This window comes from Peptoniphilus sp. GNH (genome assembly GCA_021307325.1).
GTDB lineage: Bacteria > Bacillota > Clostridia > Tissierellales > Peptoniphilaceae > KA00134.
This window is the reverse complement of record CP089931.1, coordinates 993,396-1,009,650: the sequence shown is the minus strand read 5'-3', so window position 1 is coordinate 1,009,650 and position 16,255 is coordinate 993,396. Positions and strand designations below refer to the sequence as shown.

The 16,255-nt window shown below is 30.8% G+C and carries 14 protein-coding genes and 2 pseudogenes; 14 read left to right on the top strand and 2 right to left on the bottom strand.

Annotated features, from left to right (window positions below):
* Positions 1 to 16: 16 nt before the first annotated feature.
* The 7 genes and pseudogenes from LV469_04900 (at position 17) to LV469_04870 (ending at position 7,400) form a co-directional block, all read left to right on the top strand.
* Positions 17 to 535: a ClbS/DfsB family four-helix bundle protein gene (locus tag LV469_04900; protein UHR01993.1), complete on the top strand. Its 519-nt coding sequence runs from the start codon at positions 17 to 19 to the stop codon at positions 533 to 535.
* 140 nt (positions 536 to 675) lie between these two features.
* The gene (locus LV469_04895) at positions 676 to 2,463 is read left to right on the top strand and encodes an ABC transporter ATP-binding protein/permease (GenBank protein ID UHR01992.1); all 1,788 of its coding nucleotides are present in this window, start codon (positions 676 to 678) and stop codon (positions 2,461 to 2,463) included.
* Positions 2,456 to 4,165, top strand: a complete 1,710-nt coding sequence (locus tag LV469_04890; GenBank protein UHR01991.1) for an ABC transporter ATP-binding protein/permease — start codon at positions 2,456 to 2,458, stop codon at positions 4,163 to 4,165. Before LV469_04895 ends, LV469_04890 begins: the two co-directional genes overlap by 8 nt.
* 2 nt (positions 4,166 to 4,167) lie before the next feature.
* Entirely contained in the window at positions 4,168 to 5,673 is a 1,506-nt protein-coding gene (locus tag LV469_04885; GenBank protein UHR01990.1) for an ATP-binding cassette domain-containing protein, read from the top strand.
* Position 5,674: 1 nt separating this feature from the next.
* Positions 5,675 to 6,379: an energy-coupling factor transporter transmembrane protein EcfT gene (locus tag LV469_04880; GenBank protein ID UHR01989.1), complete on the top strand. Its 705-nt coding sequence runs from the start codon at positions 5,675 to 5,677 to the stop codon at positions 6,377 to 6,379.
* A gap of 10 nt (positions 6,380 to 6,389) precedes the next feature.
* Entirely contained in the window at positions 6,390 to 6,974 is a 585-nt protein-coding gene (locus tag LV469_04875) for an MptD family putative ECF transporter S component (protein ID UHR01988.1), read from the top strand.
* A gap of 250 nt (positions 6,975 to 7,224) precedes the next feature.
* Positions 7,225 to 7,400, top strand: a pseudogene (locus tag LV469_04870) (sigma-70 family RNA polymerase sigma factor).
* A 220-nt stretch (positions 7,401 to 7,620) separates the two neighbouring features.
* Here LV469_04870 and LV469_04865 read toward each other — a convergent pair.
* Complete coding sequence (locus LV469_04865) at positions 7,621 to 7,968, bottom strand: plasmid mobilization relaxosome protein MobC (GenBank protein ID UHR01987.1); 348 nt, start codon at positions 7,966 to 7,968, stop codon at positions 7,621 to 7,623.
* A gap of 393 nt (positions 7,969 to 8,361) precedes the next feature.
* Between LV469_04865 and LV469_04860 the strand changes: the two genes are divergently transcribed.
* The 4 genes and pseudogenes from LV469_04860 to LV469_04845 all read left to right on the top strand — a co-directional run bounded on the left by LV469_04860 (position 8,362) and on the right by LV469_04845 (position 12,547).
* Positions 8,362 to 8,958, top strand: coding sequence for a TetR/AcrR family transcriptional regulator (locus LV469_04860; protein UHR01986.1), 597 nt, complete (start codon positions 8,362 to 8,364; stop codon positions 8,956 to 8,958).
* A 4-nt stretch (positions 8,959 to 8,962) separates the two neighbouring features.
* Complete coding sequence (locus LV469_04855) at positions 8,963 to 10,681, top strand: ABC transporter ATP-binding protein/permease (GenBank protein ID UHR01985.1); 1,719 nt, start codon at positions 8,963 to 8,965, stop codon at positions 10,679 to 10,681.
* Positions 10,674 to 12,410: an ABC transporter ATP-binding protein/permease gene (locus LV469_04850; GenBank protein UHR01984.1), complete on the top strand. Its 1,737-nt coding sequence runs from the start codon at positions 10,674 to 10,676 to the stop codon at positions 12,408 to 12,410. Before LV469_04855 ends, LV469_04850 begins: the two co-directional genes overlap by 8 nt.
* 9 nt (positions 12,411 to 12,419) lie before the next feature.
* Positions 12,420 to 12,547, top strand: a pseudogene (locus LV469_04845) (sigma-70 family RNA polymerase sigma factor).
* 190 nt (positions 12,548 to 12,737) lie between these two features.
* On the opposite strand, the gene LV469_04840 reads toward LV469_04845, so the two are convergent.
* On the bottom strand, positions 12,738 to 13,094 hold the full coding sequence (locus LV469_04840) for a MobC family plasmid mobilization relaxosome protein (GenBank protein UHR01983.1): 357 nt from the start codon (positions 13,092 to 13,094) through the stop codon (positions 12,738 to 12,740).
* Between the two features lie 366 nt (positions 13,095 to 13,460).
* On the opposite strand from LV469_04840, the gene LV469_04835 reads away from it, so the two are divergent.
* The 3 genes from LV469_04835 to LV469_04825 are packed head-to-tail and all read left to right on the top strand — an operon-like array spanning position 13,461 to position 16,246.
* Complete coding sequence (locus LV469_04835) at positions 13,461 to 14,048, top strand: MptD family putative ECF transporter S component (protein UHR01982.1); 588 nt, start codon at positions 13,461 to 13,463, stop codon at positions 14,046 to 14,048.
* A complete protein-coding gene (locus LV469_04830) occupies positions 14,048 to 14,764 on the top strand; it encodes an energy-coupling factor transporter transmembrane protein EcfT (GenBank protein UHR01981.1) in 717 nt (238 codons plus the stop codon). The genes LV469_04835 and LV469_04830 overlap by 1 nt, the downstream gene beginning before the upstream one ends.
* A gap of 9 nt (positions 14,765 to 14,773) precedes the next feature.
* Entirely contained in the window at positions 14,774 to 16,246 is a 1,473-nt protein-coding gene (locus LV469_04825; GenBank protein ID UHR01980.1) for an ABC transporter ATP-binding protein, read from the top strand.
* The last annotated feature ends 9 nt before the right edge of the window (positions 16,247 to 16,255 follow it).

The window sequence follows — 16,255 nt, the reverse complement described above, 5'->3', positions numbered from 1 at the left end:
TTTTGGAGGAGATATTTTGAAGATATATAAAGATAAAGAAGAACTGAAATCTGAGATAAATAAAAGTTTTGAAAAGTATATTTCTGAATTTGATATTATTCCTGAATCTCTCAAAGATAAGAGAGTCCCTGAAGTTGACAGAACACCAGCAGAAAATCTTGCTTATCAACTCGGATGGACAACATTAGTTTTGAAATGGGAAAAAGATGAGAAAAACGGTTTTGAAGTAAAGACACCGTCGGATATGTTTAAATGGAATCAACTTGGAGAATTATATCAGTGGTTTACCGATACTTATGCTCATTTATCGATAGAAGAATTAAAGAAACGATTGAAAGAAAATATTATATCTATCTATACAATGATTGATACACTAAGTGAAGAAGAATTATTTCAACCGCATATGAGAAAATGGGCTGATGAAGCTACTAAAACAGCGACATGGGAAGTTTATAAGTTTATTCATGTTAATACGGTTGCCCCTTTTGGAACGTTTAGAACTAAGATTAGAAAATGGAAAAAGATTGTGCTATAATTTTTGATTTGCTGATACAGTAATTTAAAAAAATATAGTGATCGGATAAAATAGACTTTGCGTAATCAGCAAAGTCTTACTTTAAACCTTAATACTGAATTAAAATTCAATATTATTCAATTTTGAAAGGAGAGTTGTTCATGCCGGAAAAAGAATTAAGAAAAAAAGTGATTGGGAAAAACGGTTTATCCAATTCACTTCTTGCTTTAAAAATAGTATTTGATTTGATACCACAAATCTTACTCGTATATTTGATTAGTTCTTTAATTACAAACAATATTAACGAAGGTAATTTAAAGTATATATTTTTGGGAATCTTTATATCGTTTGTATTAAAAGGAGTGTTTTATTATTTTGCAACAAAGGTTGCCCATGAGAAAGCATACGAAAAATTAACAGAACTTAGGTTAGATATTATCGGTCATCTGAAAAAACTAAGTTTGGGATTCTTTAAAGAACATAATACAGGAGAGCTTACCAACATTGTCCAACATGATGTAGAACAAGTGGAAGTATATCTTGCTCATGGTCTCCCTGAAATAATGTCAGTTACACTTCTGCCTACCATTATTTTTGTAGCTATGATTTTTGTGGATTGGCGTCTTGCTCTTGGGATGATTGCCGGAGTTCCACTCATGTATTTGGTAAAAGTTCTTTCACAGAAAACAATGGATAAAAACTTTGCGATTTACTTCAATCATGAAAACAGAATGAGAGAAGAGCTAATGGAATATGTAAAAAATATTTCTGTGATTAAGGCTTTTGCTAAAGAAGAGGAAATTAGTGAAAGAACATTAAAAACGGCAAGAGAATATATTTACTGGGTTAAAAAGAGCATGGGGATGGTTACAATTCCAATGGGACTCATTGACATATTTATGGAAATTGGAGTGGTTATTGTCATGATTTTGGGAAGCATATTTCTTTATCATGGAAATATTACAACGCCTAATTTTATCCTTGCCATTATTTTATCGTCTGCTTTTACTGCTTCTATAAGTAAGACAGCTACATTGCAACATTTTTCTATTGTGTTTAAGGAAGCGTTAAAGGCGATAGGGAAAGTATTAACAGTTCCACTTCCAAACAAAAAGACAGAACAAGGTTTAGAATTTGGAAACATAGAATTTAAAGATGTGAATTTTGCATACGAAAAAGATAGCTTTGAGCTTAAAAATATCAATTTGAATTTTAAGAAAAATAGTTTGAACGCCTTTGTAGGAGCAAGCGGTTGTGGAAAGAGTACGGTATCTAATTTGCTTATGGGATTTTGGGATGCAGATGAAGGACAAATACTGATAAATGGAAAAGATATAAAAGAATATAGTCAAGAAAATATCTCAATGCTGATTGGTAGTGTGCAACAAGAAGTTATCCTTTTTGACTTAAGTATTTTTGAAAATATAGCAATTGGAAAACTAAATGCAACAAAAGAAGAAGTCATAGAAGCTGCTAAAAAAGCAAGATGCCATAATTTTATTTCAGCATTGCCAAATGGATATGAAACACGAGTAGGTGAAATGGGAGTTAAGTTATCCGGTGGAGAAAAACAAAGAATATCAATTGCGAGAATGATACTTAAAAATGCACCGATTTTGATATTAGATGAAGCAATGGCAGCTGTTGATAGTGAAAATGAAAGACTAATCGGTGAAGCGATCGATGATTTAAGTAAGGATAAAACCATCATTACAATTGCTCATCATCTAAATACGATTAGAGATTCAGACCAAATTATCGTAATGGATAAAGGTCTTGTTCTTGATGCAGGAAGTCATGAAGAGCTGATGAAAAGATGTGAGTTCTATAAGGATATGGTTGAAGCACAGAACAAGGTAGATAGATGGAATTTGAAAGACGAAAGTCTTTCACGAGCAAGAAACGAAGTGGATTGCGAGTGTACGGAGGTGGTAACAGAAAATGTTTAGAGAAATGTTAAAACTACTTACAAAAACCGGCAAGAGAGATTTGATTATATCAAGTGTATTCTTTGCCCTTTATGGACTCAGTTCCATAGCCATGATTGTTATCGTATTTTCTATACTGTTCCAAATCTTTGACGGAACGAGCTTAGCAAGTCTGTATAAATATTTTATTGCGATTGGATTACTTGTAGTCTTCAAAGGTATTTGTAATATGTTCGCAGATATGAAAAAGCATAGTGCAGGTTTTGATATTGTTCAGCAAATCAGAGAACGCATGATTATCAAATTAAAGAAATTCAGCTTGGGATTTTATACCAATGAAAGACTGGGCGAGATCAACACAATTTTACACAAAGATGTTGATAATATGTCCCTTGTTGTAGGACACATGTGGTCAAGAATGTTTGGTGATTTTTTGATAGGTGCAGTCGTATTTGTTGGTCTTGCAAATATTGATATAAAGTTGGCACTGATAATGGCTGTATCTGTTCCGATTGCACTTATCTTTTTATATCTGACAATTAAGCAATCTGAAAAAATAGAGAATCAGAATAACTCAGCACTTCTTGATATGGTTAGCCTATTTGTTGAATATGTGAGAGGAATACCTGTATTAAAGAGTTTTTCTAACAATAAGAGCTTGGATAATGAGCTTATGAATAAAACAAAGAAGTTTGGAGAAACAAGTAAATCAGCTTCAAGATTTAAGGCAAAACAATTATCTATATTTGGATTTTTGCTGGATATTGGATATTTGGTTCTTTTAATTGCAGGAACAATATTTGTTGTAAAGGGAAATCTTGATGTACTTAATTTTATTATCTTTGCGGTAATTTCAAAAGAGTTTTATAAGCCATTCGCTTCTATGGAACAACACTATATGTACTATGTTTCGGCGGTAGATAGTTACGAAAGACTTTCAAAAATTTTATATGCCGATGTAATCCCAGATAAAGTGAATGGAATTATTCCGAAAGACAATGATATAGCTTTTGAAAACATAGATTTTTCCTACGAAAAAGACGAATTTAAAATGGAAAACTTGAACTTTTCTATTGCTGAAAAGACAATGACAGCCTTAGTTGGAGAATCAGGAAGTGGAAAGACTACGATAACCAACTTGCTTTTAAGATTTTATGATGTGCATAAAGGGAAAATTACACTCGGAGGAATTGATATAAGGGATATTCCTTATGATGAGCTTTTAGATCGCATTAGTATTGTCATGCAAAATGTTCAACTGTTTGATAACACGATTGAAGAAAATATCAGGGTAGGTAAAAAAGAAGCAACGAAAGAAGAAATCATTGAAGCTGCAAAGAAAGCAAGGATACATGATTTCATTATGAGTTTACCAAAAGGTTATGAAACTGATATTGGAGAAAATGGTGGGATTTTATCAGGTGGACAAAGACAAAGAATATCTATGGCAAGAGCTTTTCTAAAGGATGCACCTATTTTAATTCTTGATGAAATGACAAGTAATGTTGATCCTGTAAATGAATCCTTGATACAAGATGCCATTACAGAACTCGCAAAGAATAGAACTGTACTTGTAGTGGCTCATCATTTAAAAACAATTCAAAAAGCTGACCAAATTCTCGTATTTCAAAAAGGAAATTTACTTGAAAAAGGAAAGCATGGCGAACTTCTTGCAAAAAATGGTTACTACACAAAATTATGGAAAGCTCAGTATGAGGTATAACCATGATTTTGCTAAAAAATGTTTATTATGAATGGGAAGATGGACGAACTGCTTTAAAAAATGTCAATCTTGAAATTAGAAAAGGTGAATTTGTTTTAATTTCAGGGAAAAGTGGAAGTGGTAAAAGTACTCTTGGAAGTGTGATGAATGGTCTTATTCCACATTATTACAAAGGCAAAATGAAAGGGGAAGCCTTTGCGTCCGGAAAAGATATAAGCAAATTATCGCTTCATGAAATAGGGCATATTGTAGGGACTGTATTTCAAGATCCAAGAAGTCAATTTTTTACGACAACGACAGATGAAGAAATAGCTTTTGGGCTTCAAACCATTTGCAAATCAAGAGATGAAATAAAACAGAGAGTAGAAGAAGTATATGCAGAACTGGATATTGAGGAACTGAAAGGAAAATCTGTTTTTGAATTATCAAGCGGACAGAAACAAAAGATAGCTATTGCAAGTATCTATGCGATGAATCCGAAAGTTTTAATTTTAGATGAACCTTCAGCAAATTTGGATATGAAAGCAACATTTGACCTATTTTTAATTTTGGAAAAATTAAAGAAAAAAGGAACAACAGTTGTTCTAATTGAACATCGTTTGTACTATGTAAAATCTTTATTTGACCGTTTTCTTTTGGTGAAAGATGGAGAAATTGCACTGGACTTGAGTCGGGAAGAAGTTATTCATCTTGAAGGGGAGTTTTGGGATGAGAATGGACTAAGAACTCTTGAATTAGAAGAATATAGGATAAGTGAGAAGAAAGACTCATATCAATTAAATGATGAAAGTATAAACGGAAAAGGCTTGAGATTTTGCTATCCGAATGTAGCTAAGGATGGAAAGAAGCAAAAACAGTACATTTTAAATCATCTTGATTTTAATATGGAGTGCGGAATAGCCATTGGTCTTATCGGCTTAAATGGTACCGGAAAAACTACCTTTGCAAGAGTGATTTCAGGACTTGAGAAGATAAAAGAGGGGAAGATATGGACGGGGAAAGATAATTCGCTTAATCATAAAGATTTAATGGATATGTCATATTTTGTCTTTCAAGATTCAGACTATCAGTTGTTTTCGGAAAGTGTACTTGATGAAATGCTGCTTGGTATTTCAAGTAAAGATAAAAAAGAAAATACTCAAAAGGCAAAGTCTATTTTGAATGTACTTGGCTTAGATAAATACATTGATAAGCATCCGTTTGCTTTATCAAGAGGAGAAAAACAAAGACTCACAATAGCTTGTGGAATGATGAAACAGGCAAAAGTTTTTATCTATGATGAACCAACATCAGGTTGTGATAAAGACTCAATGCTTTCAGTGGCAAAATTAATTGAAGAACAATTAAAAAATGGAACAACAGTTTTGGTGATAAGTCATGATTTTGAGTTTTTAGCGAACACAGTGAGTAAGCTCTGGGTAATGGGAGATGGAAAAATAGAAAGTGTTTTGAATATGAGTGAAAGTAATAAAATTCTCATATTGGACAAGATGAGAGGAGGTAGATAACTTGATGGATAGAAAAACAGTCGATCCGAGAATAAAACTTACTCTACTTCCAATTGTTGGATTTACGAGCTTTTTTATAAGCGATACAATTCTACTTTTCGGACTGATTCTCTTTGCCTTTTTTCTGTATGTATACAGCAGTATGTGGAAAAGAGCATTACGCTTTATTTTGTTTTTTGTGATTTTATACTGCATAGAGTTATGGCTTGGAAAGTTTTGTGAAGCAAGTATCGTATTTGCAATATATATGTTTATTTACTTTGCATCAAGGATGACCTTAATTGCTATGTTTGGTGGATATATAACAAAGACTACAAGTGTAAGTGAAATGCTTGAAGCATTAAATAGAATGAAAGTACCAAGAAGCATTGGTATACCTTTTAGTGTTTTGCTTAGGTTTGTACCAACTATAAAAATAGAACTCAAGGCATTAAAAGAGAATATGAAGATTCGAGGAATCGTAACAAGTAGATTTTTCCCGTTGCTACATCCAATTAAATATATTGAATATACGCTTGTTCCGCTTTTAATGAGAATGATTAAGATTTCAGATGAACTGTCAGCTTCAGCACTCATTAGAGGACTTGATAGTGATGCGAACAGGGTTACATTAACAAAATTGAGGTTTAGATGGGCGGATTTGTTGATTGGACTATTAGGAGCTTTGATGATTGCTCTTGTGATAGTAATACAGAAAATTTATTAGGAGGACTTTTATGAAAAACAAATTAAATGGTCGTGATTTTATTACAATCGGAATCTTTAATGCAATTGGAATTGTCATATACATGGTGGTTGCATTTGCTATGGCAACAACAGTGATTGGAGGATTTATTGCTTCAGGAGTTAGCTTTATGGTAGCTGCTACCGTTTATATACTTATGGCTTTGAAAGTTAAAAAGAAGGGCGTATTTACAATATCAGGAACGCTTCTTGGTTTAATTGCATTGTCAGGAGGACATTTGCCTCATGCAGTCTTTGCTGTAATCGGTGGGATTATATGTGATTTGATTATAGGAAATTATGAGAGCAAGGGACGAATGATTATTGGATATGGGACATTTGCATTAGCAGATTTTTTAGGGACTGTAATTCCTGTGATTTTATTCGGAACTGCTTCTTTTGTGGAAAGAGCATCAAAATGGAAAATGAGCGAAGCACAAATAAATGAAGTATTATCTTATTTTAAAGTTTCGTGGGCTGTAGGCTTTGGTTTGATAACTTTTATTCTTGCTTGCATAGGAGCTTTTGTTGCAACAAGAATACTTAAAAAACATTTTGAAAAAGCCGGAGTGATTTAATCGATTTATATTAGTGAGAGAAAAAAGGATTAAATAATGGAGGTAATTGCTATGTATTATTTAGGGTATGTTATTCATATAGAAAAAAACAATATACCTTTTTGATACTGGTAATTATCATAAAAAATCAAATTTAAAATATAAGGAAAGAGCAAGTTTCGTTCATTTTAGAGGACTTCTTATGCCAAGATGCAGGAGTCCTCCTTTTTTGTCTAAAAACGCAGACAAAAAAATAAATGGAGTAAATAAAATGCCAAAAGAATATTACCTTTATGTCAACGGACAAAAGGTCAAAGTCAGTGAAGATATTTATAAAGTCTACTGGCGAGAAAAAGAACACGAAAAGTATTTAGAGCAGGTGGACAAGAAAAACCACTTTCTCTTTTTTCGTCCCTAAATCATGATGGGAACTTTGAAGATAATCTATAAGATAAAAATGTTGATGTGGAAAAAGTTGTAGCTACACAAATGATGATTTAAGCATAAAAAATGTATCAACACTCACCCTTTTATCAGTATTTAGGTTGATACACAAAATTATTTACAGACCCTTTCATCAGTTTTTTCACTTTTAGTAATGTAATTTATTGCTAAATTTAGAGTTGATTTTATAGGATGTATTTTTGTAATTGCCATACTAATTACTTTAACTTTCTTTTGATTTATTAAGAAGTAGGGAATGGATCTGCCATATTTCTTTAGATAATTTTTCTATCTGTTTATTCATTGATTTGATTTCATTCTTATAAATAACACCAGTTGTATTAGTTGCTTTTGCAATCTTGTTTATAGTATTTGTTGCATTCGAAAGTAGCCATTGTAGGTTTCTGAATGGTTCTAAATCTACAACATAAATTTCTTTTTCTAATACGCATTTCCTAAGAAAGTGGGACATAGTTTTGCAATTAGCAAGTTTCATTTTCTTTTGAAAAGCTTCCTTTTCTTCTTTAGTTAGTTTAATTTCTATTCTTTCATTTCTAAATCTATTTGCCATTTTATTCTCTTTTATAAAATATATTTTGGGGTCTTAGGGTTCTCCCTAACAAGGTAAAAATTAGCAATAGACTTCAACCAATCGCTAACTATATTAGCTCTTGGGAAGTCCTTGCATAGCACCTACCAAACACTCAAGTAAACTTTCGTGTGGTTAGGTGCGTAAAAAAATGGAGCATTCCGTAAAGGTCTGCTCCATTAATTTTTTCGTAAGTGTACGTACACTTACTGTGCTTGCTATTAAAGTTATAAGCGTCAAGCGTGTATTAAGTTTTATTAATTATACCGCATTTAAAGAAATTAATTAAGAAGTATAAACGAATGCATTGACAATGATTATCAGTGCTGATACAATAATACCGACAGCAGTGTCGGTTTGGAGGTTATTTATGAAATGAAAATGGAAGCTGATGAAAGAAAAAAGCAGATTAGACAAGCAGCTATGAAAGTCTTTTTGGATAAGGGATTTAGAAATACAGTTATGAATGACATTATGGAAGCTACTGGGCTTTCTAGAGGTGGCTTGTATCATCATTATGGTTCTACGCATGAAATCTTATACGACATTATGATGGAAGGTAATTTAAATAGAAAAGATATTGTTCAAAAATCAAGTTATGATGAAGGATTAATATTAAGTCCACATTTGTTTTCAAGAATGATTATAGACAAGATACTTGCAGATAATGATTATGTAAAGCTTTATGTTATGTTTTTATGTGAGTTAAAAGAAAGTGATGATCTGAAAGAACTATATGTGAAAATAAAAAAAGAGTCCATACAAGTATTTAAGGAATTGTTTTCTACTTTGTTTAACGAGTTACCTTCTGATGAAACATTTGAATTTATGATTAATATTATGAATTCTGGATTGATGGCTTGCGAAATTTTGAATGCACGTGAGAATTTTACAAAAAATAAGATATATCTAACTGAAATGATAGAGACTTATTTTATAAATGTAATGAAAAAAGATGAAGAAAGGAGTTAAATTTATGGATCTATTAAAAAAATACATTAAGAGAAATAAAGCACCATATTTTATTTCTGTCTTGTTTGCAATACTTGGAGTAATTTCAAATCTTTTTGTATATATTATTCTAAGTAAGATAATTATATCATTAATTGATGGTAGTCAAGATTTTTATTACTATATAAATAAAATTTTCTTTATACTTTCATGTCTTATAATCAAAGAAGTGTTTATGTTTTTGTCAACAATGATTTCTCATAAAACAGCTTATAAAATAATACGAGATATAAGAAAAAGCCTTATGGAAAAATTATTTAATATGCCATTAGGAGATATATTGAATGAATCTACTGGTAAGTTAAAAGACATAATTGTAAATCAAGTTGATAATACTGAAACAACATTGGCTCATATGATACCTGAGATGACAGCTAATTTAGTCGGACCTATAATATTATTTGTTTACATGTTAATTTTAGATTATAGACTAAGTTTAATATCTTTAATTCCATTAGTTATTGGTGGATTTTTTATGGCAGGGCCCATGAAAAGAATGAAGGTAAAGTTTCCGCAAGCAGTTAAAATTGGTCAAGATATGAATAATTCCGTGGTTGAATATATAAATGGAATAGAGGTTATTAAAACATTTAATCAAGGCGAAAAATCTTATAGAAAATACAGGGACAATGTATATAAAAAGGCAAATTACTATTATGATTGGATGGGGGAAAATACAAGAGACTATGCGATAAGTATGTCTATTGCTCCAGTTGGTATTTTGACAATTATACCATTTGGTTTATATTTCTGTATGAATGGTTCACTAGATGGTGGTGTATTTTTAACATTGATAATCCTTTCTTTTGGGACTATCCAAAATATTATGAGAGTAATGACTTTTGAAGATGATATTGGAAGAATGTCAACTATTTTCGAAGAGATTAAAAATATACTTTCTGCGAGAGAATTATCTCATAAAAATGAAAATTTGGATATAAAAAATTATAATATAGAGATAAAAAACGTAGATTTTTCTTATGAAAAAGATAAGCAGGTACTAAACAATATAAATATAAATATAGAAGAAGGAAGTGTTAATGCTTTAGTAGGCGAATCGGGTTCGGGTAAGTCGACTATTGCAAAACTAATTTCAGGATTTTGGGACGTAGATAGTGGTTCTATAAGTATAGGAAATGTAAATATTAAAGATATGTCCCTTGAAAAGCTATCTACTATTATTTCCTATGTAGCACAAGATAATTTTCTTTTTGATATGTCAATTAAAGATAACATCAGGATAGGAAATGAAAATGCAAGTGATGAGGAAATAATTGAAGTATGTAAGAAAGCAGCCTGCCATGATTTTATAATGAAGTTGTCAGATGGATATGATACAAGGGTAGGAGAAGCTGGCAAACATTTATCTGGAGGAGAAAGGCAAAGAATATCAATTGCAAGAGCTATGATAAAGAATGCTCCAATAGTTATTTTAGACGAGGCTACCTCTTATATCGATCCTGAAAATGAAGCCTTGATTCAAGATGCAATATCAGAACTGGTCAAAGGGAAAACTCTAATTATAATTGCCCATCGTTTAAAGACAATAACAGATGTAGATAATATATTTGTAATTAAAAATGGAGAACTTGCATGTAAAGGAAGTCATGAAGAGCTTTTGAAGGAATCAAAAGATTATCACGATCTTTGGGAAACTGCCTTGAAAGGAGAAGAAAATGCTTAGTGTTTTTAAAAAAATATGGAATTTTTCTATTGAAGAACAAGTGTATATAAAAAAATCAATCTTTGCTAATTTTTTCGGTTCTATTTTTAATGCTCTACAATTTGCAGCCATTTATTATGCGATTTTTGGGATAGTAAACAAGGATATAAGCTTTAAAACAATAGGAATATCAAGTTTATTTTTATTAATTAGTATAGCCGGAGTAATTATTTCAAAAAATTCCTCTATGCTCAAACAAACACATGCCGGATATTTTATGGCTGGACACAAGAGAATTGAATTAGGTGAAAAAATAAAAAAAGTTCCCATGGGATTTTTCTCAAGTTTAAGCCTTGGAAATTTAACAACTATTGCAACTACTAACTTAGATAATATAGAGACTTGGGTTCCAACTTTGTATATTATGGTTTTCGGTGGTATGCTTAATGCTATTGTTTTTATCTTATCCTTATTTTTATTTTCTTATAAGGTAGGTCTTGTAGCAATAGTTGGCTCTATTGTATTTTTGTTGATTGTTGCTCGTATGCAAAAAAGGTCTAGTAAAAATGCAGACAAGATTCATGAGATTCAGGTATCACTTACCAAAGAAGTCTTATCAACATTGCAAGGAATGCAAATTATAAAATCATACAATCTAAGAGGAAGTAACAATAAAAAACTTGATAAAAGCTTTGATGGTGCAAGCAAATATTCTTTTGATTTAGAAAAAACTATAATGCCATATAGTTTATTAGCTAAAATAATAATAGCTATAACAATTTGTTTGATGTTATTTATATCAATAAACTTATATTTTGTTGAAAACAGTCAAATAGTCAATACTATTATGATACTTATAGCAAGTTTTGTAATATTTGATGGGCTTATAACATCTGGCTCTGCTATGGCAATGCTAAGAATGGTTGAGAATGCAATAGATTCTTATTCTTATGTAAATGATATAGAAGATATGGAAGAAGGAGGAGTCTCAGAGCCTATAAAAAATCACAACATAGTCTTTAAAAATGTATCATTTTCTTATGATGATAGACCAATTTTAAAAAATGTATCAGCAGAGATAAAAGAAAATACCATGACTGCTATAGTTGGTCCATCTGGTTCTGGTAAAACAACATTTTGCAATCTAATAGCGAGATTTTGGGATGTAAATTCTGGTGAAATTTTAATAGGTGGAAAAAATATTAAAGACTATAAGATAGAAAATCTTATGAATTCTATTTCTATGGTCTTCCAAGACGTCTATCTCTTTGAAGATACAATTGAAAACAATATAAAATTTGGAAAACAAGATGCAAGTCACGATGATGTGGTTGAGGCTGCAAAAAAAGCAAGATGTCATGAATTTATAGAAGCTTTACCAGAAGGATATAACACTATAATAGGAGAAGGTGGAGCAAGTCTATCAGGTGGAGAAAAACAAAGAATATCCATTGCAAGAGCTATGCTTAAAGATGCAGACATCATAATTTTTGATGAAGCCACAGCAAATATAGACCCAGAAAATGAAGATAAATTAAAAGAAGCCATAGAACAACTTACGAAAAATAAAACAGTAATTATGATTGCCCATAGACTAAAAACAATTAGAAATGCGGATCAAATTTTAGTTTTAAAAGATGGAGAAATAGTAGAACGAGGAAATCACGAAGAACTGATTAAAAATAATGGACTTTACTCTGACCTTATCAATGCAAAAGCTAAGGCAGAATCATGGAAATTAAATAATTGATAGTAAGAAATATTTAAAGTCTTTGAACAGGAAAAACATTTAGAGCAGGTGGACAAGAAAAACCACTTGCTCTTTTTTCGTCCCTAAATCATGATGGAAATCTTGAAGATAATCTAGAAGATAAAAATGTTGATGTATAAAAAGTTGTAGCTACACAAATGATGATTGAAGCATAAAAAATGTATCAACCCTTATTCTTTAATCAGGATTTAGGTTGATACACAAAATTATTTACAGACCCTTTCATCAGTTTTTTCACTCTTAGTTATATAGTCTATTGCCAAATTTAGAGTTGATTTTATAGGGTGTATTTTTGTAATAGCCATACTAATCACCAGAACTTTCTTTTAATTTATTAAGAAGTAGAGAATGGATCTGCCATAGCTCTTTTGAGAAATGTTCAATCTCTTTTTTTATATCACTTATGTCCTCTTTGTAGATTATACCTGTCGAATTTACTCGCTTTGCAATCTGATTGATGTTGTTTGTTGCATTAGAAAGCAGCCATTGTAGGTTTCTAAATGGTTCTAAATCTACAACATAAATTTCTTTTTCTAACACACATTTTCTAAGAAAGTGGGACATAGTTTTGCAATTAGCAAGTTTCATTTTCTTTTCAAAAACTTCTTTTTCTTCATCTGTTAAATATATTTTAAGCTGATTTTTTCTCTTTCTATTATCCATAGTATATCTCCTTATCATAAAATATCGGGGTCTTAGGGTTCTCCCCAACTAGGTAAAATTGATAAAAAAAGAAGCAGATCCCCAAGGGCTGCTTCATCAATTTTTTCGTAAGTGTCCGTACACTTACTGTGCTTGCTACAAAAGATATAAAAGAATAGTTTGTAAAACAAGCATTAAGCAAATTATTATTATGGTTATATCACAAGTAGTAGATTTTATAAATCTTTTAGAAATGGTTTGTTTTATAAAAAGCAAACCATTCAGAGCGACATAGGGCTTTTTGGGGCGGAAAGAAAAAAATGATAAATGCTATCATGGTTAAAGTTAGTATAAGCTAATCAATATTATATGGACGAGGTGAGATATATGGAGAAACAAAATAAACTTGAAGCAAAGGACTTGATCAATATTGGAATTTTTACAGTAGTATATTTTATGATTGAATTTGCTGTTTCAATGTTAGGATATATTCCGATATTTAATTTACTATTAGTTTTTTTATGCCCATTAGTTTGTGGTATACCAAGCATATTCTATATAGTTAAGGTCAAGAAGTTTGGTGTAATTTCAATAACAGGAATATTATTAGGTCTTTTTTATATGCTAATGGGTGGTGGCATAGTTGTCCTCGCTTTTGGGATTATCTTTGGATTTTTAGGAGATTTGATAATAAAAAAAGGTAAATATGAACAATGGAAATATATTTCTATTGGATATAGCGTATTTTCTTTTTGGATAGTTGGATGTGTTGCAAGATTGTTTATTGGAAGAGAAGCATATTTGGCTAAGGTAGCTGAAGGGTATGGTAAAGTATATGCAGAATCGTTGCGTATGTATACGCCATATTGGATTATTCCTGTGCTGTTTATTATTAGTTTTATAGGAGCATATTTAGGTTCGCTATTAGGAAAGAGTATTCTAAAAAAGCATCTTAAAAAAGCAGGAATAGTGTAATGATAGAAGAAACAGTAGTTAGATATAAACCATCATATATTACAATAGATCCACGCACAAAAATTTTTCTTATGGTAACTGTAACGAGCATCATGGCTACTGGAAGCAGTCATGGTGCTATGTTTTATTTGCGGCATCTTTTAATGGTTCTGTCCTTTGTTGCATTATTTATTTCTAAAAAAGGTAAAGCAGCTATAAGATTTTTGATATTGTATTTGATTATATTTGCATTAAATTTTGTTGTTTTACCTTATACGACAGGATTTTTGAGTTTTTTGGTATTAGCAACAGTAGGGATATATACAAATATATTGCCGGGATTTATTATGGGTTACTATTTAATCAGTACCACTTCTGTTAGTGAATTTATCGCAGCTATGGAAAAACTTAAAGTGTCATATAAAATCATTATTCCATTTTCGGTAGTATTTAGATTTTTTCCAACAGTAAAAGAAGAATATATTTCTATACAAAATGCCATGAAAATAAAAGGTGTAACAATAAGGAAGAGTCCAATAGAAATGATTGAGTATAGATTAGTTCCTTTGCTAATATCTGTAACAAAAATTGGTGAGGAATTATCTGCATCAGCTTTGACAAGAGGGTTAGGATCTCCGATTAAAAGAACTAATATTTGCAAAATCGGACTAAAAAAAATAGATTATTTTCTGCTTTTACTTGCGAGCTTATGTTGGGTTGTTTTTATATTTTTTTAGGAGCAAAATATGATTGAATTTAAAAATGTATCATTTAGATATGAAGAACAAAAAAAATACTCCATTCAAAATATAAACATAAAAATTAAGTCAGGTCAGATAGCTTTGGTTTGCGGAACTTCGGGTAGCGGAAAGACTACTTTAACTAAATTAATTAATGGCTTGATTCCCAATTATTATAATGGGGAACTTAATGGTACTGTGTGTATAAATGGAGTTGAAGTAAGTAAAATCCCGTTGTATGAAACAGCGAAATATGTAGGAAGTGTATTTCAAAATCCTAAAACTCAATTTTTCACAATTGATACTACAAGTGAATTGGCATTTTGTTTGGAGAATTTTGGATTACCTGAAAAAGAAATTGAAGATAGAATACTAAAAGTAAGTAATGAATTAAGTATTGAAAACTTAATGGGGAGAAATATATTTAACTTATCGGGAGGAGAAAAGCAAAAAATAGCATGTTCTTGTGTTTTTGTAAGTGGGCAAGAAATAATTGTATTAGATGAACCTTCATCTAATTTAGATATTTCAGCAACTATGGAACTTAGAAAATTAATTAAATTATGGAAAGAACAAGGCAAAACAGTAGTAATTTCTGAACATAGAATATATTATCTTAAAGGCTTAATAGATAGAGTAATTCATTTGAAAGATGGAAATATCTATGGTGAATACACGGAAGAAGAATTCAATAAATTCATGGAAAAAGATAAATGCAAAGCTGGATTAAGACCTTTGGATTTAAATACTTTTCCATTTTGTTTGAGCAATGAAGTTAAATGTGAAAGCCAATTTACAATTTCTGATGTCATATATAGTTATCAGAAAGGTGGGTACATACTAAAAATAGGAGAGATAAAGTTACCACAAAATAGGATTATTGGCATCATTGGTCATAATGGTGCAGGAAAATCAACATTTGCTGATTGCTTGTGTGGAATAAGTAAAAATGATAAAAGTGTAATTTCTTATGGGGGTAGATTATACTACAAAAAGAAGAAATTTAAATTGTGTTTTTTAGTTATGCAAGATGTTAATCACCAACTATTTACTGAAAGTGTTGAAGATGAAATGTTGTTGTCCATGACACAAAAAGATAAAAATAAGTTGCATAATATACTAAAAGAATTAAATCTATATTCACTTAAAAATAAGCATCCGATGTCATTGTCTGGAGGGGAAAAACAAAGAATTGCAATAGCGAGTGCGTTAGTTTCAAGTAGAGATTTTATTATTCTTGATGAACCTACAAGTGGATTAGACTTATTTCACATGAGAATGGTTGCTGATGAATTAAAGAAACTTAAAAGTAGAGGTAAGTCTATTTTTTTGATAACTCATGATTATGAGATGCTATTAAGTTCTTGTGATTATATTTTACACTTAGAGGATGGCAAAGTTAAAGATAGTTATTTTTTAGATGGAGAAGGTATAAAGAAAATAAAAAAATATTTTATAAGAGAGGAAGTGAGTCCTTAAAAATGTTAA